The 19,534-nt window shown below is 39.1% G+C and carries 19 protein-coding genes; 12 read left to right on the plus strand and 7 right to left on the minus strand.

Translation table 11 applies throughout. From position 1 onward, the window contains the following. Positions 1 to 20: 20 nt before the first annotated feature. The 4 genes from AC2S94_RS05090 to AC2S94_RS05105 are packed head-to-tail and all read left to right on the plus strand — an operon-like array spanning position 21 to position 4,394. Positions 21 to 1,031, plus strand: coding sequence for a sugar phosphate nucleotidyltransferase (locus tag AC2S94_RS05090; protein WP_484630430.1), 1,011 nt, complete (start codon positions 21 to 23; stop codon positions 1,029 to 1,031). A gap of 8 nt (positions 1,032 to 1,039) precedes the next feature. After that, the gene (locus AC2S94_RS05095) at positions 1,040 to 2,404 is read left to right on the plus strand and encodes a tetratricopeptide repeat protein (protein WP_484630431.1); all 1,365 of its coding nucleotides are present in this window, start codon (positions 1,040 to 1,042) and stop codon (positions 2,402 to 2,404) included. Next, positions 2,404 to 3,174 carry a lipoprotein insertase outer membrane protein LolB1 gene (gene lolB1 / locus AC2S94_RS05100; protein ID WP_484630432.1) on the plus strand — a complete coding sequence of 257 codons (771 nt, stop codon included), beginning with the start codon at positions 2,404 to 2,406 and terminating at the stop codon, positions 3,172 to 3,174. The genes AC2S94_RS05095 and lolB1 overlap by 1 nt, the downstream gene beginning before the upstream one ends. After that, positions 3,171 to 4,394 carry a murein hydrolase activator EnvC family protein gene (locus AC2S94_RS05105; protein ID WP_484630433.1) on the plus strand — a complete coding sequence of 408 codons (1,224 nt, stop codon included), beginning with the start codon at positions 3,171 to 3,173 and terminating at the stop codon, positions 4,392 to 4,394. The genes lolB1 and AC2S94_RS05105 overlap by 4 nt, the downstream gene beginning before the upstream one ends. A 3-nt stretch (positions 4,395 to 4,397) precedes the next feature. On the opposite strand, the gene AC2S94_RS05110 is transcribed toward AC2S94_RS05105, so the two are convergent. Then, positions 4,398 to 4,910, minus strand: coding sequence for an acyl-CoA thioesterase (locus AC2S94_RS05110; RefSeq protein ID WP_484630434.1), 513 nt, complete (start codon positions 4,908 to 4,910; stop codon positions 4,398 to 4,400). Positions 4,911 to 4,971: 61 nt separating this feature from the next. After that, on the minus strand, positions 4,972 to 5,901 hold the full coding sequence (locus AC2S94_RS05115; protein WP_484630435.1) for an HU domain-containing protein: 930 nt from the start codon (positions 5,899 to 5,901) through the stop codon (positions 4,972 to 4,974). Positions 5,902 to 6,000: 99 nt separating this feature from the next. Here AC2S94_RS05115 and dprA point away from each other — a divergent pair, with 99 nt between their 5' ends. Next, positions 6,001 to 7,101 carry a DNA-processing protein DprA gene (gene dprA, locus AC2S94_RS05120; RefSeq protein ID WP_484630436.1) on the plus strand — a complete coding sequence of 367 codons (1,101 nt, stop codon included), beginning with the start codon at positions 6,001 to 6,003 and terminating at the stop codon, positions 7,099 to 7,101. Here dprA and trpS read toward each other — a convergent pair. Continuing rightward, positions 7,098 to 8,066: a tryptophan--tRNA ligase gene (trpS, locus tag AC2S94_RS05125; protein ID WP_484630437.1), complete on the minus strand. Its 969-nt coding sequence runs from the start codon at positions 8,064 to 8,066 to the stop codon at positions 7,098 to 7,100. The two genes, dprA and trpS, sit on opposite strands and share 4 nt — an antisense overlap. A 75-nt stretch (positions 8,067 to 8,141) precedes the next feature. Here trpS and AC2S94_RS05130 point away from each other — a divergent pair, with 75 nt between their 5' ends. Further along, a complete protein-coding gene (locus tag AC2S94_RS05130; protein WP_484630438.1) occupies positions 8,142 to 8,882 on the plus strand; it encodes a lysophospholipid acyltransferase family protein in 741 nt (246 codons plus the stop codon). On the opposite strand, the gene AC2S94_RS05135 is transcribed toward AC2S94_RS05130, so the two are convergent. The 4 genes from AC2S94_RS05135 to recA all read right to left on the minus strand — a co-directional run bounded on the left by AC2S94_RS05135 (position 8,879) and on the right by recA (position 12,476). Next, entirely contained in the window at positions 8,879 to 10,366 is a 1,488-nt protein-coding gene (locus tag AC2S94_RS05135) for an outer membrane protein (protein ID WP_484630439.1), read from the minus strand. The genes AC2S94_RS05130 and AC2S94_RS05135 overlap by 4 nt on opposite strands. Beyond that, entirely contained in the window at positions 10,363 to 10,908 is a 546-nt protein-coding gene (locus tag AC2S94_RS05140) for an RNA polymerase sigma factor (protein ID WP_484630440.1), read from the minus strand. The genes AC2S94_RS05135 and AC2S94_RS05140 overlap by 4 nt, the downstream gene beginning before the upstream one ends. 23 nt (positions 10,909 to 10,931) lie before the next feature. Further along, on the minus strand, positions 10,932 to 11,378 hold the full coding sequence (locus AC2S94_RS05145; RefSeq protein ID WP_484630441.1) for a hypothetical protein: 447 nt from the start codon (positions 11,376 to 11,378) through the stop codon (positions 10,932 to 10,934). Between the two features lie 84 nt (positions 11,379 to 11,462). After that, the gene (recA, locus tag AC2S94_RS05150) at positions 11,463 to 12,476 is read right to left on the minus strand and encodes a recombinase RecA (RefSeq protein ID WP_309562282.1); all 1,014 of its coding nucleotides are present in this window, start codon (positions 12,474 to 12,476) and stop codon (positions 11,463 to 11,465) included. Between the two features lie 198 nt (positions 12,477 to 12,674). Here recA and trhO point away from each other — a divergent pair, with 198 nt between their 5' ends. From trhO to AC2S94_RS05180, 6 genes are all read left to right on the plus strand, one after another. After that, entirely contained in the window at positions 12,675 to 13,706 is a 1,032-nt protein-coding gene (gene trhO / locus AC2S94_RS05155) for an oxygen-dependent tRNA uridine(34) hydroxylase TrhO (RefSeq protein WP_484630442.1), read from the plus strand. 204 nt (positions 13,707 to 13,910) lie between these two features. Then, positions 13,911 to 15,095: a PSP1 domain-containing protein gene (locus tag AC2S94_RS05160; RefSeq protein ID WP_484630443.1), complete on the plus strand. Its 1,185-nt coding sequence runs from the start codon at positions 13,911 to 13,913 to the stop codon at positions 15,093 to 15,095. Further along, positions 15,088 to 15,576 carry a gliding motility lipoprotein GldH gene (locus AC2S94_RS05165; RefSeq protein WP_484630444.1) on the plus strand — a complete coding sequence of 163 codons (489 nt, stop codon included), beginning with the start codon at positions 15,088 to 15,090 and terminating at the stop codon, positions 15,574 to 15,576. The genes AC2S94_RS05160 and AC2S94_RS05165 overlap by 8 nt, the downstream gene beginning before the upstream one ends. A 14-nt stretch (positions 15,577 to 15,590) precedes the next feature. Then, a complete protein-coding gene (locus tag AC2S94_RS05170; protein WP_484630445.1) occupies positions 15,591 to 17,903 on the plus strand; it encodes a penicillin-binding protein 1A in 2,313 nt (770 codons plus the stop codon). A gap of 107 nt (positions 17,904 to 18,010) precedes the next feature. Next, positions 18,011 to 18,712, plus strand: coding sequence for a CoA transferase subunit A (locus tag AC2S94_RS05175; RefSeq protein WP_484630446.1), 702 nt, complete (start codon positions 18,011 to 18,013; stop codon positions 18,710 to 18,712). A 2-nt stretch (positions 18,713 to 18,714) separates the two neighbouring features. After that, the gene (locus AC2S94_RS05180; protein ID WP_484630447.1) at positions 18,715 to 19,371 is read left to right on the plus strand and encodes a CoA transferase subunit B; all 657 of its coding nucleotides are present in this window, start codon (positions 18,715 to 18,717) and stop codon (positions 19,369 to 19,371) included. Positions 19,372 to 19,534: the final 163 nt, after the last annotated feature.

Here is a 19,534-nt window from a genome sequence, read left to right on the forward strand (position 1 = left end):
AATTAATTTAAAAAGTAAAAATGAAAATTATTGTACCAATGGCAGGTCGTGGTTCACGACTTCGTCCACATACTTTAACTGTACCAAAACCGTTAATTCCTATAGCGGGGAAACCAATTGTACACCGATTGGTGGAAGATATCGCTAAAGTTCTAGATGAAAAGATAGATGAAGTAGCTTTTATCATTGGTGAGGATTTTGGTGAGAAGGTTGAGCAGGATCTGATGAAGATTGCGAACAGCCTTGGAGCTAAAGGAACCATTTACTACCAGGATAAACCTCTGGGAACCGGTCACGCGATCATGTGTGCTAAAGAATCTCTTACAGGTCCTGCGGTAGTAGCTTATGCGGATACCCTATTCAAAGCCGATTTTAACCTGGACAAATCTGCAGATGCAGTGATGTGGGTGAAAAAAGTAGAAAATCCTTCAGCATATGGTGTGGTAAAGCTGAATCAGAACAATGAGATCACCGATCTGGTTGAAAAACCTGAAGAATTTGTTTCAGACCTTGCAGTGATAGGGATCTATTACTTCAAGGATGTGGAAGTTTTAAAAAATGAACTTCAGAATGTACTGGATGCAAAGTTAACGCGTGGTGGTGAGTATCAGATCAACGACGGGATCGAAGCAATGCGTAAGAATGGATTGAGATTTGTACCGGGGAAAGTTGATGAGTGGATGGACTGTGGTAATAAAAACGTTACGGTTGAAACCAATGGAAGAATGCTTAATTTCCTTCACCAGGACGGAGAAAAGCTGATCTCAGATTCGGTGAAGATCAAGGATTCTGAAATTACTGAACCTTGTTATATTGGTGAAAATGTAGAATTGATCAATGCGAAAATAGGTCCGAATGTATCAATTGGAGACGGAACTAAAGTCGAAAATTCAACGATAAAGAATAGTCTTATTCAGACTTTTGCAGAGGTGAAAAATGCAAAACTGGATAATGCGATGATTGGAAACCATGCGAAATTTGATGGTGATTTTACCCAGATAAGCATTGGTGACTATTCAGTACTGGAATAAAAACTTTTATGAGAAACCTGATTATCATCCTGATCACGGCCCTGTCCATACTTCCTGTGAAATCACAGGAGGTGCCGCAGCTTTTTCAGGATGTTAACCAGGATGATCTCGGGAATGTAAGCGATGAGTTTCAGGAATTGTTTTTTGAAGCGCTAAAGCAAAAAGGCATTGAGAACTATGAAAAAGCGATCACTGCTTTAGAGAAATGCCTGACACTGGATACTGAGAAATCTGTTATTTACTTTGAATTAGGTAAGAATTATCGGGAACTGGAAGAATTTGACAAGGCAATTGCTAATTTTCAAAAGGCAAGTGAACTTGAACCTAAGAAAGAATCTGTTCTTGTTTATTTATTTCAGACCTATGGGATGACTGAAGATTATGAAGCTGCTATTGCCACACTTCAGAAACTGATTCCCTTAGACCCAACTTATGAAGAAGATCTCGCAAATCTTTATCTTCTGAATGAAGATTATGATATGGCTCTTGATCTTATTGATAAACTGGACGAAAAGCTGGGAGCTAATACCTACAGAAATTCATTAAGACGACAGATTTTCGCTCGCACAAATAATACCGGTGCACAGATCGAAAATCTGCAACAAGGAATTTCAGATAATCCCGATGTAGAACAGAATTATCTAAATCTTATTTACATCTACAGCGAAAACGGGGAAGAAGAAGAGGCCTTTAAAGTCGCTCAGGAGCTTTTAGCTACAAATCCCGGCTCTACATTAGCACATCTTGCTCTGTATAAGTTTTATCTGAATAAAGGCGATACAGAAGCTGCAGTGGCTTCCATGAGGATCGTTTTTGAAAGTGAAGAGATCGATGCTGAATCAAAGTTTAAAGTATTGAACGATTTTCTGAATTTTGTTCAGGAAAATCCTGAATATGAAGAAGATCTTATTGAAGTTGCCGGAAAATTATCAGAGTGGGAAGATGCCCCCAAACTTTTTGAGCAGCTTGGGAATTATTATCTGAAAAGAAATAATCGCCAGGATGCGTTAAAGTTTTTTGAATTAGGCTTAAAAGAGAACCCTGAAAACTTTGAATTAACCAGGAATACACTTCTTTTGCAGCTGGAATCTGGAAAGTATGAAACAGCTCGCGATCTAAGTGCAGAAGCGCTGGAAAGTTTTCCGTCGCAACCAATGTTATATCTATTCCAGGGAGTGGCCATGAATAAACTTTCGCAGTTTGAAGATGCCGAGGAGAGTTTGAGCGATGGCCTGGATTACCTGATAGATGACAGGTTGATGGAGATCGATTTCTACTCACAGCTGGTCATTAGTTACAATGGTATGAAAAATGCTGATAAAGCTGAAGAGTATCGCCTTAAGGCAGAAAATTTAAAAAAAGAAATTAACTGATGTTAAATAGAATATTCACCCTAATCCTGATTTCGGTATTTGCGGTTTCCTGTGGAAGCAGTAGATCTGCTGGAAAGATCGCTACAAAAGATGCTGAAGCAGTTTCAGTAATAAAAAAACATTACACTTCAGAAACGCAATTCAAAACGGCGTCAGGGAAATTGCGTGCGGTTTATCAGGATGATGAAAAAACCCAGTCGGTGAATTTAAGTTTCAGGCTGGAAAAAGATAAAGCGATCTGGATGAGTGCAAGTATTCTAGGATTTCCGGTAGCTAAGGCTTATATCACTCCTACAAGCGTAAGCTATTATGAAAAAGTAGGCCAGACTTATTTTGATGGTGATTTCAGTTTGGTGAGTGATTTTCTGGGAACACCTCTGGATTTTCAGAAACTTCAGAATTTATTGATAGGTCAGGCGATTTATGACCTTCGCGATGAGGAATATGATTTTGTACAATCTCCGAGAGGTTTTCAGTTTGTGAAAGAGGATGGCACTTCAATTAAAAAGATGTTTTTGCTAAATCCGGCAAATTTCAAAGCTGACGCACAACAATTGGCCCAGGAACAGGATAACAGAAGTTTAACGGTTACCTACTCAGATTACCAGGATGTCGACGGATTGATTTTTCCGGATAATATTAAGATCATTGCTAACGAAGGTGGTTCAAGCACCAATATTGACCTTACCTATAGATCTATCAGTTTCAATGAAGAAGTTAGTTTTCCGTTTGATATTCCATCAGGTTACGAAGAAATCAGTTTAAAATGATTGAACTTAAGTTTTCAAGATCCTTATTTTTCCTATTATTTCTCTCCCTTGGCTTTCAGTTCGCCAATGCACAAACCAATCGTGAAGAACTTGAGAAAAGGAGAATAGAACTGCGAAATGAGATCAGCCGTATTAATGAGCTAAGAATTTCCAATCAAAAGAAGCAACGTTCCGTATTGGGGCAGGTGGAAGATCTTAATCAGCAGATTAAAAGCACTGAAGATCTTATAAAACTTACCAATCAGCAGGCAAACCTGCTAACCCGCGAAATAAGCACGAACACTAATAAAATCGGGGAATTAAGAAAAGAGCTTGAAAAGCTTAAAGAGGATTATGCGAGAATGATCGAAAAATCCTATAAGAGTAAATCCCAGCAAAGCAGGGTAATGTTCCTGTTGTCTTCGCGCAATTTTCTGCAGGCATATAAGCGTTTGCAGTACATGAAACAGTATACTAATTTTCGTAAGCAGCAAGGTGAAGAGATCAAGGCTAATACGGCAGAATTACAAAAACTGAATGCGAGGCTTGTTCAGCAAAAAGAAGAGAAGGAAAAACTGATTGCGGAAAATAGGAAAACCAGAGCCGATCTGGAAAAGAATAGAAAATCGCAGCAAACCCTGATGGCTACTATCCGAAAAAGAGAAGGCGAATTTGCATCCCAGATTAGATCCAAACAAAATGAGATCGATGAAATAGACCGGGCGATCGATAGAATGATTAGAGAGTCTATTGCCAAGGCAAATAAGGAGAGTGGTTCTACTTCCCGAAGTACTTACGAACTTACACCGGCAGCGAAGGCGCTGGCAGCAGATTTTAATAATAACAAAGGAAAATTACCATGGCCGGTACAGTCTGGTGTGGTTACCATGCGATTTGGGAAACAGCCTCACCCAGTAGTAAAATCTGTTATGGTAAATAACAATGGGGTTCGGATTGATACCGATAAGGGAGGTAAAGCCCGGGCAGTTTTTAATGGAACCGTAAGTGAAGTTCAGGCGGTAAAAGGTGCCAATCAGGCTGTGATGGTTAGACACGGGGATTACATCACCATTTATAATAACCTTGAAGAGGTATTTGTAAAAAGAGGAGATAAAGTTACCACCGAGCAGGAAATAGGAAGAGTAGCGACCAGCAGAACTACGGGTAAAACCACTTTACACTTCCTTATTTATAGAAATGACCAGAAGATGGATCCAGCAGATTGGATCTACAGGATGTAACTACTAATCTTCGAAAAGAGCTTTTAGTTCGGTTGCGTCAGCAGGTTTCATTTTCCCAGCAAGTACGAGGCTTAATTGTTTTCTACGTAAGGCGGCTTCAAACCTTTCTTTTTCTATTTCGCTTTCAGGCTCCAGTGCTGGAATTTGAATAGGAGTACCGGTTTCATCAACCGCAACAAAGGTGTAAATGGCTTCATTCGCTTTGGTTCTGCGACCACTTTCTCTATCTTCCACCCAAACATCAATATAGATCTCCATAGAGCTCTTAAATGCTCTTGAAACAGCTGCTTCAACAGTCACTACACTACCTAAAGGAATAGCTTTATTGAAAGCAACGTGATTAACAGAAGCGGTTACTACAATTCTTCGGCTATGTCTTCTGGCAGCAATACTTGCTGCTCTATCCATACGCGCAAGTAACTCACCACCAAAAAGATTATTTAGCGGATTAGTTTCACTAGGTAAAACAAGATCAGTTAATGTAGTACGTGATTCACTCGGTGATTTAGCCTCCATATCAATTTTTTTGCAAAAATAAGGAGGATAGGTGAGAGTAGGCCGTTAACAAAGTATTAAATTACAGTTCCTGTACTAATAGCCAGGCTGCATCATTAGTTCTTTTTACTTCGTAAAGTTTATTGATCGCTTCTCTTCTGGTTTCGTGACTTGAATAAACTACCTGGTGTAAACCGTATTTATTAGCCCCAATATATCTGGCTTTAAAGCCCTCTTCTCGAAGCTCATCCACTTTTTTGTGAGCATTTTCTTCAACTCTGAAGGCTCCAGCAACCACATGAAAATCTCCATCTTGCTTTTCAACCTCAAATGTTACTGCAGGAAGCGGATTGTCTATAACGAAAGTAGCTTGCTGGATTTGTTGCTGAAGTTGATTTTCAGCTTCCTGTTGCTCGGCGATATTATGCTTGGAAACCTGACTGCTGTAAATATTTAAACCTGCAAAGCTTGAAATTCCAAGAGCTAGAAGCCCTATCGCTGCATATTTTAGAACTGAAGATCTTCTCTTTTCAGGAGTAAATAACAACGGTGCTTTTTCTTCAATTTCCTCAACCTGCTTTTTATAAACTTCGCGTTGAACAGGAATTGTTCTGTAAGAATCCAGTCCAAACGACTGAGTAAGGAAATTGATCTTTGAAAATGGCTCAAATTGTAGCTTATCTTCATTGTCCAGGTAGAACTTTCCAATATTTGCTAATTCGGCTTTAGCTTCATTTTGCAATGAATTTTCCAGGTCATACACGAATTCCTTGATCATGTTATTCGCGGTATTATATTTTACAGATTCAACCTCTGCTATATAATTTGCGAGCAATCCGTCATTTTTGATCAACTGCCTATTGAAGGAAATAACCTTGTTTGGCGGATAAAATTCGTTGGAATCGCTGTCTATGTATGCTGACTGCTTTTGCGAAAGGAAAGCACCGAAGCCTGGCAGTACTACGCATTCGTATCTATAAAGCAGATCCTGGATGTGATTGGAAATATTCATTGGTCGCAAAAATATAGGTTATTGGCAGTGCTATAAAGTTACCCAAAGAAATTTTATTAACAAATGTTTTTTTCTGTAATTTTATTCAAATTGACCTGAATGAATTCTGATGACTTAATTTATACGCTGGCATTGCAACATGTTCCAAATCTGGGAGATACAACTGCCAAAAAGCTGATCAGAAAATTCGGAAAAGCTCAAGACATCTTTCGCGAAAAGAAAGCTAGCCTTCTGAAAATTGAAGGAATTGGAAAGGTTAGAATTCACGAATTATTTGATTCTTCCCATCTGAAAGCGGCCGAACAGGAACTAAAATTTATAGAGCAAAACAATATTAGGGTTCATTATTTCCTGGGAGATTCTTATCCCGATAAATTGAAGCACTGTCTCGATGGCCCAATTCTTTTATTTTCTCGAGGAAATATTCAATTATCAAAAAAGAGGATTATTAGTATCGTGGGAACTCGGCAGATAACTTCCCACGGAATAAGTTTTTGTGAGAAATTGATTGAAGACCTGGCCATTCTTGATCCTGTAATTATTTCAGGATTTGCCTATGGTGTGGATATCACCGCTCAAAAAGCGGCTGTTAAAAATAATCTTCAAACCATCGGCTGTCTCGCCCACGGATTAAACCAGGTCTATCCCAAAATGCACAAAAAGTATATGACCGAAATTGAGGAAAACGGAGGCTTCTTTACCGACTTCTGGAGCACAGATAAATTTGACCGTAATAATTTTTTAAAGAGGAATCGCATTATTGCTGGATTAAGCGAAGCAAGCCTTGTAATTGAAAGCGCTGAAAAAGGTGGAGCGCTGGTAACTGCAGACATAGCCAATTCCTACGACAGGGAGGTTTTTGCTGTTCCAGGCCGCCCTACAGATAAATTCAGTACTGGTTGCAATAATTTGATCAAATCACAGAATGCTCATGTTTTAACATCTGCAGCAGATCTTGCATACATCCTGAATTGGGAATCTAATAAAGAACAAAAGCCAGTTCAGAAACAACTGTTTATAGAACTTGAAAATGATGAACAGAAGCTCTATGAGTTTTTAAAATCTCAGGGAAAATCTGAATTGGATACGCTTGCTCTCAATTGCAACCTGCCGACTTTTAAAACCGCCTCATTGCTGTTAAATATGGAACTGAAAGGTGCAGTCAGGCCGCTGCCTGGCAAACTGTTTGAGGTTATTTAATACCCTGCTTTTACTCTTACCTTTTTGAGTACTTCGTTCGCCACAACTTTTGCTTTTTCAGCGCCAATTTCTAAAGCTTTATCCACTTCCTCCAGGTTATTAATATAGTATTCGTATTTCTCACGCGCCACTTGAAATTTTTCCTTTACCAGTTCGAACAAAGCCTGTTTTGCATGTCCATATCCATATCCTCCGGCTTCATAGTTCTTACTCATTTCAGCGATCTGTTCTTCCGAAGCCATAATTTTATAGAGGGCAAAAACATTGCAGGTATCCGGATCTTTAGGATCTTCAAGCGGAGTACTGTCAGTATCGATGCTCATTATCTGTTTTCTAAGCTTCTTGTCGGTCTGGAAAATATTGATGGTATTGCCTTTAGATTTACTCATTTTGGCGCCATCGGTTCCCGGGATGTACATCGTATTTTCCTGAACTTTGGCTTCAGGCATCACGAAAACTTCTCCCATTTTCGCCTGAAATCTGGAAGCGACGTCCCTGGTCATTTCAATATGCTGTAATTGATCTTTCCCAACAGGAACTATTTCTGCGTCATACAAAAGAATATCTGCCGCCATTAACATTGGGTATGAAAATAATCCGCTGTTCACATCTTCCAGTCTGTCTGCTTTATCCTTGAAAGAGTGAGCAAGGGTAAGACGCTGATAAGGAAAAAAGCAACTCAAATACCAGGATAATTCGGTAACCTGGGGAATATCGCTCTGGCGGTAAAAAACACTTCTTTCAATATCCAGTCCGCAGGCAAGCCAGGTCGCTGCAACAGAATAGGTATTTTGCCTAAGTGTTTCAGCATCTTTAATTTGAGTAAGCGAATGCAGGTCTGCAATAAAAATAAAGGAATCATTACCTGGATGATTCGCCATTTCAATTGCCGGTATTATTGCTCCTAAAAGGTTCCCAAGATGAGGGGTTCCCGTACTTTGTACGCCTGTAAGTATTCTGGACATTGACTTCTTGAATTTTGTTGCAAAGGTAATTTTTTTATAGAATTCGCTCGTTTCATTTTACTACTTTTGAAGACTATGAGTTTTATAAAATCGGTGCTGATCTTTTTATGGCGAATCTGGTTCTACATTTTGATGGTCATACCTATACTCATCATGCTTCCCTTTTTGATCGTTTTTACTTCTTCTGAAAAATTTTATCCTCAATTCTTTGTCTGCGCACGTATATGGGCAAGGATCATTTTATTCGGAATGGGATTTTCGGTAAAAACTGAAGCAGATCAGATTCCTGAGAAGCATAAAAGTTATATGCTCGTGGCAAACCACGCATCTATGCTGGATATTATGTTAATGCTAGCCGTTATAAAACAACCTTTTGTATTTATCGGAAAAAAGGAATTGGGTAGAATCCCGGTTTTCGGATTTTTCTACAGAAGAACCTGTATTCTCGTGGATAGAAAGAATCAGAAAAGTAGAATGGCTGCTTTCGAAGAGGCACAACGCAGATTAAAACAGGAAAATAGTGTTTGCATCTTTCCGGAAGGCGGAGTTCCAGATGATCAGTCAATTGTTTTAGACCAGTTCAAAGATGGCGCTTTCAGGCTGGCGCTGGAACATCAGATTCCGATTGTCCCTATTACCTTTCACGATACGAAAAAGAGATTTTCTTATAAATTCTTTACCGGTGGGCCCGGAAAATTACGAGTGAAGATCCATAAATTCATATGCACTGAAGGTTTAGAGGCAGACCAGAGAAAAAGTCTGAGAGATAAAACCTATCAGGTGATTCATCGTGAATTAACCAATCCGTCTCTTTAAAATCTAAAACTTAAGCCTGAATACACACCGAAATTCACCGGTTGCACATTGTCTACACGGTCAAAAGTATTGATCTGGTATTTGAAAATTGGTTCCACGTTAATGCTGAATTTATCCGTGATCTTATAATCCATTCCTAACCCGATATTCGTACTAAAGCTGGTTCTATTAATGTTGGTCGCTTCACCAAGATCTGTCTTCATTTCTCCTGAAACCAGTTGCACCATGTTGTTATCCAAAAACAAGCTACTTCCTCCTCCAATGATATTCAATCCGAATTTTTTATCTATCAGTGCGTATTCAATTTCCACCGGTACTTCAATATAACCGAATTGCTGATTGAGCTCGCCGGGAGTAGCTATAGCAGTAATTAAGCTATTATTTTCGTTATTACCGCCAAAACTAGGCAGAGGAGCGGGTCCTGTACCCGAAGTTGAAGGTGAAGGAGAATTACTTCTTATTTCGATATTATCCTCAACGGGACTAATATTTTCAAAACCATTGGCCATGGCAGACGGTGAGTAAAGTATGCCCTGGGTGTTCTTGTTGATATCGATCTTACTAATTCCAGTTCTAATTTTAAGTTTATCTGAGATCTTATAGGCGAACTTCACACCGTAAGCCAATGTAACTTCAGAAGAAGATGAATTATTCGCTAGTTGATTGGAAAGTTCATTACCGCTACCAATATTCTTATAAATAACCGGTGCAGCAAATGTTGAAAGTCTCATTTTCTTAGTGTCGGCCTCCGCAATTTCCGTTTCCTCATCTTCCTTAAGTTTATTTTCTTCCTCCACTTCGGCAAGAGCATTCTTTTCTTTCAAAATAGATTCCTGTGCTATTGAATCCTTAAACTTTTTATTTTCTTCAGACGCTGCAAGCGATTCTGAATTATTCGAATCACTAGAGTTATCTATAATTTGAGAATTTCTCTCTTCCTGTTTTGAGGAAACCTCATTAGAATTTTGGGTATTAGTAGCTATTCTTTCTTCAGATTGCGAATCTTTAGGCTGAGAAGTCTTTGTGTTCTTTCTTCTATAATTATTCTGCGTTTCGTTTTTATCTGTATTTGCAATGGAAGTGTTGGTATCTGTACTTGAATACATTTCTTCCCCAGACTCTATATTCCCGGCCTGTTTATTTGATACAATTTCTTCCGAATCAATATTTTTTTCTCTGGCATTGCTCGAAGATCCTTTCTGGGCATTTTCCTGTTCCGAAGATTTTTCAGTTTCATCATATACTATCTGAGGTTCTCCGCCAGTAGTATCCTGCATATTGGTAAAAAGTAAACTGGCAAGTACGATCGCTAAAACAGCTGCAACACCGCCAATTTTGAACCATAAAGGAATTACAAATGTTCCTTTTTCATCTTTTTCATCAAGTCTTGTTGAAATGTTTTCCCAAACCTTTTCGTTTGGCTCCATTTCAAAGTCCTTGAACTTCTCCTGAAAAATCCGGTCTATGTTTTTCTTTTCTTTCATGACGATTGAGCCGAATTTCTAATTTGTTCTTTTTTTTCAATTTTTTCCCTCAAAGCCATTCTGGCCCTGGCCAGATTAGATTTTGAGGTTCCTTCAGAAATATGGAGCATTTCCGATATTTCTCTGTGGGAATAGCCATCCATAACATACATGTTAAACACCTGTCTGTAGCGGTCTGGAAGCTCTTGTACGCATTTTAGTAAAAAATCTACCGAAAGATCATCTGTTTCAACTTCTACTTCTTCTTCCTGAAGATAATCTTCGTTGGTGATCCCGTAAACCTTTTGTTGTCGATGCTTCTGAAGAGCTGTATTGATAAGTATCCTTTTCATCCAGCCCTCAAAAGATCCCTGATCTTTATACTGATTTATTTTCTCAAAGATCGTTACAAAACCATCCTGTAGATTATCCTGAGCTTGCTGGTAATTATCTGAATACTTAAGGCATAGACCAAAAAGCTTTGCCGAATAAAGTCGGTAAAGCTCTTCCTGTGCATCTCTCTCATGCTTTTTGCACCGGTAAATCAGGTCCTTTAAACCCACAAATTATATTTGTTAGTTATAGTTTAGGTTTCAGTTGGTGTTTCTGTTTGAACTACAGGAATGGTTACTTCGTTATAGACCGGGTTATTTCCAGATACACCGGTCCAAAAATAAAAGGTATAAGGTTCAGTTTGATCAATGGTAATTGAAAATTTACTTGAGCCTGCACCTCCAGGAGTTTCTCTGTCACATCCATCTTCAGAAACGACCGAAGTTACAATTGAAATATAAATATCCCTTCTGTCTTCGGGACTATTTCCTCCTCTTCTGGCATCAAGTGCCTGAAACAAATTACATTCTGTAGGCAATAGATAATCAACCTGAACATCATAAGTTTCACCATAAACGAATTTGTCCGGAAGATCGTTGTCTACGATCTCTGCTAATTCATAAAACGTATTAGGAGCGTCATCACCTAAAGAGCAGGAGCTTAGGATAATGCTTAGGGCTAATACAAACAATCTTTTCATACTATTTCTGCTTTTTCATATAGATGCAGAATTGTTAAAAGGGTTGCGTGTATAGCAAAAAAAATCCCCTTTCGGGGACTTTTATTATTCTTTAGCGATCTTGATCGCATTCTTGATCTTTTCTTCGAGCTCTTCCATGAGGTCTGGATTATCTTTCAGCAGTATTTTTACCGCATCACGACCCTGACCAAGTTTTGTGTCTTCATAACTGAACCATGAACCGCTTTTCTTTACGATCTCGTAATCTACTCCAATATCGATGATCTCTCCGATCTTAGAAACACCTTCACCGTACATAATATCGAATTCGGCAGTTTTGAAAGGAGGTGCAACCTTATTCTTAACAACCTTTACGCGGGTTTTGTTACCCATTACGTTATTAGAGCTGTCTTTGATTTGAGTAGATCTTCTAATATCTAGCCTAACGGAAGCATAAAATTTAAGGGCATTACCACCGGTGGTTGTTTCAGGATTCCCGAACATTACCCCAATTTTCTCTCTTAACTGGTTAATGAAGATCACTGTACAGTTAGTTTTGCTTATGGAAGAAGTAAGTTTTCTTAAAGCCTGAGACATCAATCTTGCATGAAGTCCCATTTTAGAGTCTCCCATTTCTCCTTCAATTTCGCTCTTTGGAGTAAGCGCAGCTACCGAGTCAATAACTATAATGTCAATTGCTCCGGAACGTATCAGGTTATCTGTAATTTCAAGCGCCTGCTCTCCATTATCAGGCTGTGAAATGATAAGATTATCAATATCTACATCCAGCTTTTCGGCATAAAACCTGTCAAAGGCATGTTCCGCATCAATAAAAGCAGCAATTCCACCCTTTTTCTGAGCTTCAGCGATAGCATGTAGTGTAAGAGTGGTTTTACCCGAAGATTCCGGACCATAGATTTCAATTACTCTACCTCTTGGATATCCTCCAACACCTAAGGCAAGATCAAGACCTAAAGAACCTGTAGATATCGCGTCTACATCTGCTACAGCCTGGTCGCTCATTTTCATAACCGTACCCTTACCATAGGTTTTGTCCATTTTGTCAAGGGTCAGTTTTAGTGCCTTTAGTTTCGCGTCTTTTTCTTTATCGTTGCTCATGAATGTATTTTATAATTGTGAAATTAAGGTCTGCTAAAATAAGATAAGTTTTGTTGCAATACAATAAAACTTAAGGATGATTTATGGAATAATTCCAAAAATTTGGACAACTTTTAAACAGGTTCCCTTATATGGCCGATTCAGTGAAAAATGTATCTTTGCAAAAATTTTCTTTAACACTTAAAATATTAGTATAGCATGCAACTGTACAATAAATTGAGCGCTAAAGAAAGAGAAGCTCTTTTAGAAGAAGCCGGAGAAGACAGGCTAACGCTCTCTTTCTATGCTTATGCAAAGATCGGAAATCCCGAATTATTTAGGAATCACTTATTTATTGCCTGGGACCAGATGGAGGTTCTTGGACGAATCTATGTAGCTCACGAAGGTATTAATGCCCAACTTTCTGTTCCTGCAAAAAGATTTAATGAATTCAAGAAATTTCTTGACGAGATCTATTTCCTGGAAAACGTTCGATTGAATATCGCCATAGAACATGACATCAAATCTTTCCTGAAACTCAAAGTTAAGGTTCGAAACAAGATCGTTGCAGACGGTTTGAATGATGAAACATTTGATGTGACCAATAAAGGAATTCATGTGGATGCGGAAAAATTCAACGAATTGATCAGCGATCCAAATACAGTTCTGGTAGATATGAGAAATCATTACGAGAGTGAAATTGGTCATTTTCAGGGCGCTGTTACTCCAGATGTTGATACTTTTCGAGATTCCCTGCCAATTATTGAAGAAGATCTTAAGGAGCATAAGGAGGATAAAAACCTGGTGATGTATTGTACAGGTGGAATTCGTTGTGAGAAAGCCAGTGCCTATTACAAGCATCGCGGATTCAAAAACGTCTATCAGCTCGAAGGCGGAATCATTGAATATACGAGACAGGTGCAAACAAAGAATCTGGAAAATAAATTCATCGGTAAGAATTTCGTTTTTGACCATAGACGTGCCGAAAGAATTTCAGAAGATGTGATCGCCAGTTGTCATCAATGTGGAAAACCTTGCGATACGCACGTGAATTGCGCTAACGAGGCTTGTCACCTGCTATTTATTCAGTGCGAGGAATGTGCTGAAAAAATGAACAATTGCTGTTCAGATGACTGTAAAGAAATTGCAGCATTGCCTTATGAAGAACAAAAAGCACTTCGCAAAGGAAAAGGAGCAAGCAATAAGATCTTTAAAAAAGGAAGATCTGAGGTTTTACGTTTCAAGCAATAGGTTTTTTCTAAAATGGTGGTGCCAATTAATATTGGTATATTTACTGTTGAAAATTTTTTATGAACCTCAAGGAGGTGCTTTAAAATGTGCATCTGGCTGAAATAAGGCCCGTGAAGATGAAGGAGATTCTGCGATATTGCCTTAAGGGCTGGACAGAATGATGGATTACATGCACAAAAGCGGCTTCCTCAATATATATAATATATGGCTTGCACAAGTTGCTCGACCGGTAAAGACGGTCAGCCGAAAGGATGTAAGAACAATGGAACCTGTGGAACCGATGGCTGTAACAAGCTTACGGTATTTGACTGGCTTTCAAATATGTCTCTTCCGGGAGGGGTGGAACCTTTCGATTTTGTTGAGGTCCGTTTTAAGAACGGGCGTAAACATTTCTTCAAGAATACTGAAAATCTTAGTTTAAGCATTGGTGATGTGGTGGCTACTGAAGCCAGCCCGGGTCACGATGTCGGAATCGTAAGTCTTACCGGTGAGCTGGTGAGGGTTCAGATGAAAAAGAAGAAAGAAGATCCTAATTCCGGAGAAGTTTTAAAAATATACCGAAAAGCATCTCAAAAAGATATTGACGTCTGGCAGGAAGCCCGGGATCGCGAGGAAAAGATAAAACAGCGCTCCAGGCAGATCGCCATCAGGCTCAAACTGAGCATGAAGATCAGCGACATAGAATTTCAGGGTGATGGCTCAAAATGTACATTTTATTACACCGCTGAAGATCGTGTAGATTTCAGGCAGTTAATTAAAGAATTTGCTCGTGAATTCAATACTCGTATTGAAATGAAGCAAATCGGACTAAGGCAGGAAGCTGCCCGTTTAGGCGGAATTGGTTCCTGTGGTCGTGAACTTTGTTGTTCCACCTGGCTTACTGATTTTAGATCTGTAAGTACTTCCGCGGCCAGATATCAACAGTTATCACTTAATCCGCAGAAACTGGCGGGTCAATGCGGTAAGCTTAAATGCTGTTTGAACTACGAATTAGATACTTATCTGGAAGCATTAAAATCTTTTCCGAAAACTGACGTTAAGTTAAAGACGAAAAAGGGGACTGCCGTTTGTCAAAAAATTGACATTTTCAAAGGTCTTCTGTGGTATGCTTATGAAGGAGAGTGGATGAACTGGCATACTTTAACGCCAGAACAGGCAAATAAGATCATCGCTAAGAACAAAAAAGATGAATCTGTTGGGAGTCTCGAAGAGTATGCATTAGATCTGCAATTGGAGGCTAATGACAAGAAAAGTTTTAGCAACGGAATTGGTGAGGATAGTTTAACGAGATTTGATAAACCGAAGCAACAACACCGTAAGCGCAGAAACAACAAGAACAAAAAAAGGAAAAAACATAAAGGGAATACTTCAAAGTCTAAAAATGCGTAGTGCTTTATCTGTTTCTTTTTTGATTTTTACGATCATATTAATTTCATCCTGTGACCGTAACAGGGTTTATGATGAATATAAATCTTTGCGAGGCTGGCATAAGGACTCGCTGGTAAATTTTGAATTGAATAACATTGACTCTACCAAGGTTTATGATCTTTTTATAAATGTTAGAAATAACAACGATTACCAGTATAGCAACCTTTTTTTGATCACTGAAATTAAGTTTCCGCAGGGAAAAGTGATCAGTGATACACTGGAATATGAAATGACGAAGCCAAATGGAGAATGGCTGGGAACAGGCTTCGGAGATGTGAAGGAAAATAAGCTTTGGTACAAAGAGAATGTAAGATTTGATGAATCCGGAAAATATACTGTAAGCATTCAACAAGCAATGCGAAAGAACGGAGAGGTTGACGGAATTAAGGAATTAGAAGGGATCACCGATGTAGGATTCCGCATAGAAAAAAGAGACAATTAATTTTTGCAAAATAAATGGCCCGCACACCAAAAAAAACTAAAAAATCTACTCAAAGTAATCGCAAGTATATTGTTGGATTCTGGACCCTTTTTGGAGTAGGTATCCTGGTTGGAATCTTCATTTTCCTTTTGGCAGGATGGGGAGCATTCGGAAAAATGCCAACCTTTGAAGAATTAGAAAATCCTGAAACAAACCTGGCTACAGAGATATTTTCAGCTGATGGAGAAACTCTGGGAAAATATTACAGCGAGAACAGAACTCCTATTAAATACGAGGATCTGCCAGATCATCTTGTTCAGGCTTTAGTTGCCACTGAAGATGAACGTTTCTATCAGCATGCGGGGATAGATGCTAAAGGTACGGTTAGAGCAGCAGTATATTTAGGTCAAAGAGGAGGAGCAAGTACGATTACTCAGCAGTTGGCCAAGCAATTATTTACTGCAGATGTTGCCCAAAATGATTTTGAAAGGGTATTTCAAAAAGTCAAGGAATGGGTGATTGCAACCCGCCTGGAAAGGCAATATACCAAGGAGGAAATCATCACCATGTATTTTAATAAATACGATTTTGTTTACCAGGCTGTTGGTATACGATCTGCTTCAAAGATCTATTTTGACAAAGAGCCAAGAGAACTGAAGATCGAGGAGTCTGCCGTTCTTGTAGGAATGCTGAAAAATTCCGCTTTATATAATCCTATGAGAAGACCGGAACTGGTACTTTCCAGAAGAAATCAGGTGCTTCAGCAGATGAATAGAAACGGATTTATTTCTGAACAGGAAATGGATTCTCTTCAGAAAACTCCGATGAAAATAGAATTCACTCCCGAAGGTCACGATGAAGGAATGGCAACATATTTTCGTGCGTACCTTCAGAAGTTTATGGGAGATTGGATCAAGGAAAACCCAAAGCCAGATGGAAGTGAGTATAGTCTTTATCGCGACGGATTAAAAATTTATACCAGTATCGATTCCAAAATGCAGGAATATGCTGAAGAGGCTGTTTCCAGACACATATCTCATTTGCAAAAGGAATTCGACAGACAGAATGAAAGTAATTCAACCGCTCCTTTCCGCGATATCGACAAAAGTGAGGTTGAAAGCATTGTAGAAAGTGCCATGAAACGTTCTGAACGTTGGAGAAAGATGAAAGCCAATGGAAAGTCTGAAGAGGAGATCAGGAAATCATTTACCGAAGATGCAGAAATGCGTGTTTTTAGTTGGAATGGAACTATAGATACGGTAATGACACCCCGAGATTCTATTTTATATTATAAATCGTTCCTTCAGGCAGGAATGATGTCTATGGTACCTCAAACGGGTGAAGTAAGAGCCTGGGTTGGTGGAACCAATTTTAAACATTTTAAGTATGATCACGTAAAGCAAGGGAAAAGACAGGTTGGATCCACGTTCAAACCTTTTGTTTACGCAACAGCTATCGATCAGTTGAAGTTTTCTCCATGCGATACTTTACCAAGATCAAGGTTCACCATTGAAGCTGGTAAACACGGTAACCAGAACGACTGGTCTCCAAAGAATGCTGGAAATAGCGATTATGATGGAATGATCACGCTGAAGAATGCACTGGCGCAATCTGTCAATACCGTTACTGCAAGGCTAATTGATAAAACAGGTCCGGGACCAGTTATAGATTTAGCTGAAAAATTAGGTGTAGATGTATCTAACATTCCTAAAGTGCCATCAATTGCACTCGGGGTAGCAGATCTAAGTTTATTCGAAATGGTGTCTGCCTTCAGTACGTTTGCCAACCAGGGAGTTTATGTAAAACCTGTCGTAGTGAATAGAATTGAAGATAAGAATGGAACTGTTTTGTATCAGCACGTTCCAGAAACCAGAGATGTACTAAGCAAAGAAGCTGCCTATGTAACTACAAACCTTCTTGAAGGAGTTACGCAGTCTGGATCTGGAGTAAGACTTAGAGGAACCTGGGCTGGAGAAAGAATTGATTATAAAAGGGCGGTGACTGGATATCCTTATGATTTTAAGAATCCTATCGCAGGTAAGACCGGTACAACACAGAACCAGAGTGATGGTTGGTTCATTGGTATGGTTCCTAATCTGGCCACAGGGGTTTGGGTTGGAGCAGAAGATAGGGCGGTACATTTTCCTACGATTACTTACGGTCAGGGTGCCACGATGGCTTTACCTATCTGGGGAATGTATATGAAGGATGTTTACAAAAATGAAGACTTAAAGATTTCTAAGGAAGCATTTGAAAAACCGGAAAATCTAAGCATTGAGGTGAATTGCAACACTTATAAAGCAGATCAGAATGCTGATAATTCTGTTCCTGACGAGCTCGATTTTTAGATATTCGGCAAAGAACAACCCTTAATTTTTCATATAATTCAATTCGCGCTCTGTATTCGTTGCGACCACATTTTTATTTTCGTATTTTCGGGTAAAATTCTCAAAAAATGATCATAAAAACGGTTGATAATGTACAGGACGCGGTAAAAGGCGTTAAAGACGGAATGACATTTATGTTAGGAGGTTTCGGTCTATGCGGAATTCCTGAAAATGCGATCTCAGAATTGGTTCGTATGAATGTCAAAAATCTTACCTGTATCTCAAATAACGCCGGGGTAGACGATTTTGGACTCGGGCAATTACTTCATAAAAAACAGATAGATAAAATGGTTTCTTCTTATGTGGGAGAAAACGCCATTTTTGAAAAGCAAATGCTTAGCGGTGAACTGGAAGTGGAATTGATTCCGCAAGGAACATTAGCTGCCAGATGCCAGGCTGCCCAGCAGGGCTTTCCGGCAATTTATACACCTGCAGGTTATGGAACCGAGGTTGCTCAGGGAAAGGAAACCAGAGAGTTCGACGGTAAAATGTATGTTTTGGAAGAAGCTTTTAAAGCCGATTTTGCTTTTGTAAAAGCCTGGAAAGGCGATAAAGCAGGGAACCTGATTTTTAAAGGTACGGCAAGAAATTTCAATCCAACGATGTGTGGTTCTGCAACCATAACCGTAGCTGAGGTTGAGGAGCTGGTGGAGCCGGGAGAACTTGATCCTAACCAGATTCATATTCCGGGAATATTTGTTCAGAGAATATTCCAAGGGAAAGATTATGAGAAAAGAATTGAACAACGCACCGTAAGACAAAAAGCATAAACATGGCATTAGATAAAAACGGAATAGCGCAAAGAATCGCTAAAGAAGTAAAGGATGGATATTATGTAAATCTGGGGATTGGAATTCCTACACTAGTAGCCAATTTTGTTAGGGATGATATCCAGGTTGAATTTCAAAGTGAAAACGGAATCCTGGGAATGGGTCCCTTTCCTTTTGAAGGGGAAGAGGATGCCGATCTTATTAATGCCGGTAAACAAACGATCACGGCGTTGCCTGGAGCTAGCTTCTTTGATTCAGCGATAAGCTTTGGAATGATCAGAGGTCAGCATGTAGATCTAACTATTCTTGGCGCAATGGAAGTAGCCGAAAATGGAGATATAGCCAACTGGAAGATTCCCGGTAAAATGGTTAAAGGTATGGGTGGAGCAATGGATCTTGTTGCTTCTGCAGAAAATATTATTGTTGCTATGATGCATACCAATAAGGCTGGAGATTCAAAACTGCTGAAGAGATGCTCTCTCCCGCTTACCGGTGTTGGTTGTGTTACGAAAATTGTAACCAACCTGGCAGTTCTGGAGGTAACTAAGAATGGTTTTAAGCTTCTTGAAAGGGCTCCGGGGGTTAGCGTAGAGGAAATTAAAAACGCTACAGAAGGAAAATTGATCATAGAGGGCGATATTCCCGAAATGCAATTGTAATAAGATTTCTAGATGTAAAAAAGCCGGATTATAGATCCGGTTTTTTTTATTGAAAAAATTGAATTTCATCCTCTTTATGTGCATTTAATGATCCCTCTAAAACCAAATAGGCCATAGAAGATGTTTCTCATTTTCCTAATATTTTCAGTTAAACGAACAAAAC

It is taken from the genome of Christiangramia pacifica (assembly GCF_057221535.1).

What these genes read in the sequence shown, in the direction of transcription:
- trhO (WP_484630442.1), top strand. Translation starts at nt 12,675, where the DNA reads ATGCAACTGTACAATAAATTGAGCGCTAAAGAAAGAGAAGCTCTTTTA.
- AC2S94_RS05180 (WP_484630447.1), top strand. Translation starts at nt 18,715, where the DNA reads ATGGCATTAGATAAAAACGGAATAGCGCAAAGAATCGCTAAAGAAGTA.
- AC2S94_RS05110 (WP_484630434.1), bottom strand. Translation starts at nt 4,910, where the DNA reads ATGGAGGCTAAATCACCGAGTGAATCACGTACTACATTAACTGATCTT.
- AC2S94_RS05115 (WP_484630435.1), bottom strand. Translation starts at nt 5,901, where the DNA reads ATGAATATTTCCAATCACATCCAGGATCTGCTTTATAGATACGAATGC.
- AC2S94_RS05165 (WP_484630444.1), top strand. Translation starts at nt 15,088, where the DNA reads ATGCGTAGTGCTTTATCTGTTTCTTTTTTGATTTTTACGATCATATTA.
- AC2S94_RS05170 (WP_484630445.1), top strand. Translation starts at nt 15,591, where the DNA reads ATGGCCCGCACACCAAAAAAAACTAAAAAATCTACTCAAAGTAATCGC.
- AC2S94_RS05095 (WP_484630431.1), top strand. Translation starts at nt 1,040, where the DNA reads ATGAGAAACCTGATTATCATCCTGATCACGGCCCTGTCCATACTTCCT.
- AC2S94_RS05105 (WP_484630433.1), top strand. Translation starts at nt 3,171, where the DNA reads ATGATTGAACTTAAGTTTTCAAGATCCTTATTTTTCCTATTATTTCTC.
- AC2S94_RS05145 (WP_484630441.1), bottom strand. Translation starts at nt 11,378, where the DNA reads ATGAAAAGATTGTTTGTATTAGCCCTAAGCATTATCCTAAGCTCCTGC.
- AC2S94_RS05175 (WP_484630446.1), top strand. Translation starts at nt 18,011, where the DNA reads ATGATCATAAAAACGGTTGATAATGTACAGGACGCGGTAAAAGGCGTT.
- recA (WP_309562282.1), bottom strand. Translation starts at nt 12,476, where the DNA reads ATGAGCAACGATAAAGAAAAAGACGCGAAACTAAAGGCACTAAAACTG.
- AC2S94_RS05130 (WP_484630438.1), top strand. Translation starts at nt 8,142, where the DNA reads ATGAGTTTTATAAAATCGGTGCTGATCTTTTTATGGCGAATCTGGTTC.
- AC2S94_RS05160 (WP_484630443.1), top strand. Translation starts at nt 13,911, where the DNA reads ATGGCTTGCACAAGTTGCTCGACCGGTAAAGACGGTCAGCCGAAAGGA.
- dprA (WP_484630436.1), top strand. Translation starts at nt 6,001, where the DNA reads ATGAATTCTGATGACTTAATTTATACGCTGGCATTGCAACATGTTCCA.
- trpS (WP_484630437.1), bottom strand. Translation starts at nt 8,066, where the DNA reads ATGTCCAGAATACTTACAGGCGTACAAAGTACGGGAACCCCTCATCTT.
- lolB1 (WP_484630432.1), top strand. Translation starts at nt 2,404, where the DNA reads ATGTTAAATAGAATATTCACCCTAATCCTGATTTCGGTATTTGCGGTT.
- AC2S94_RS05135 (WP_484630439.1), bottom strand. Translation starts at nt 10,366, where the DNA reads ATGAAAGAAAAGAAAAACATAGACCGGATTTTTCAGGAGAAGTTCAAG.
- AC2S94_RS05090 (WP_484630430.1), top strand. Translation starts at nt 21, where the DNA reads ATGAAAATTATTGTACCAATGGCAGGTCGTGGTTCACGACTTCGTCCA.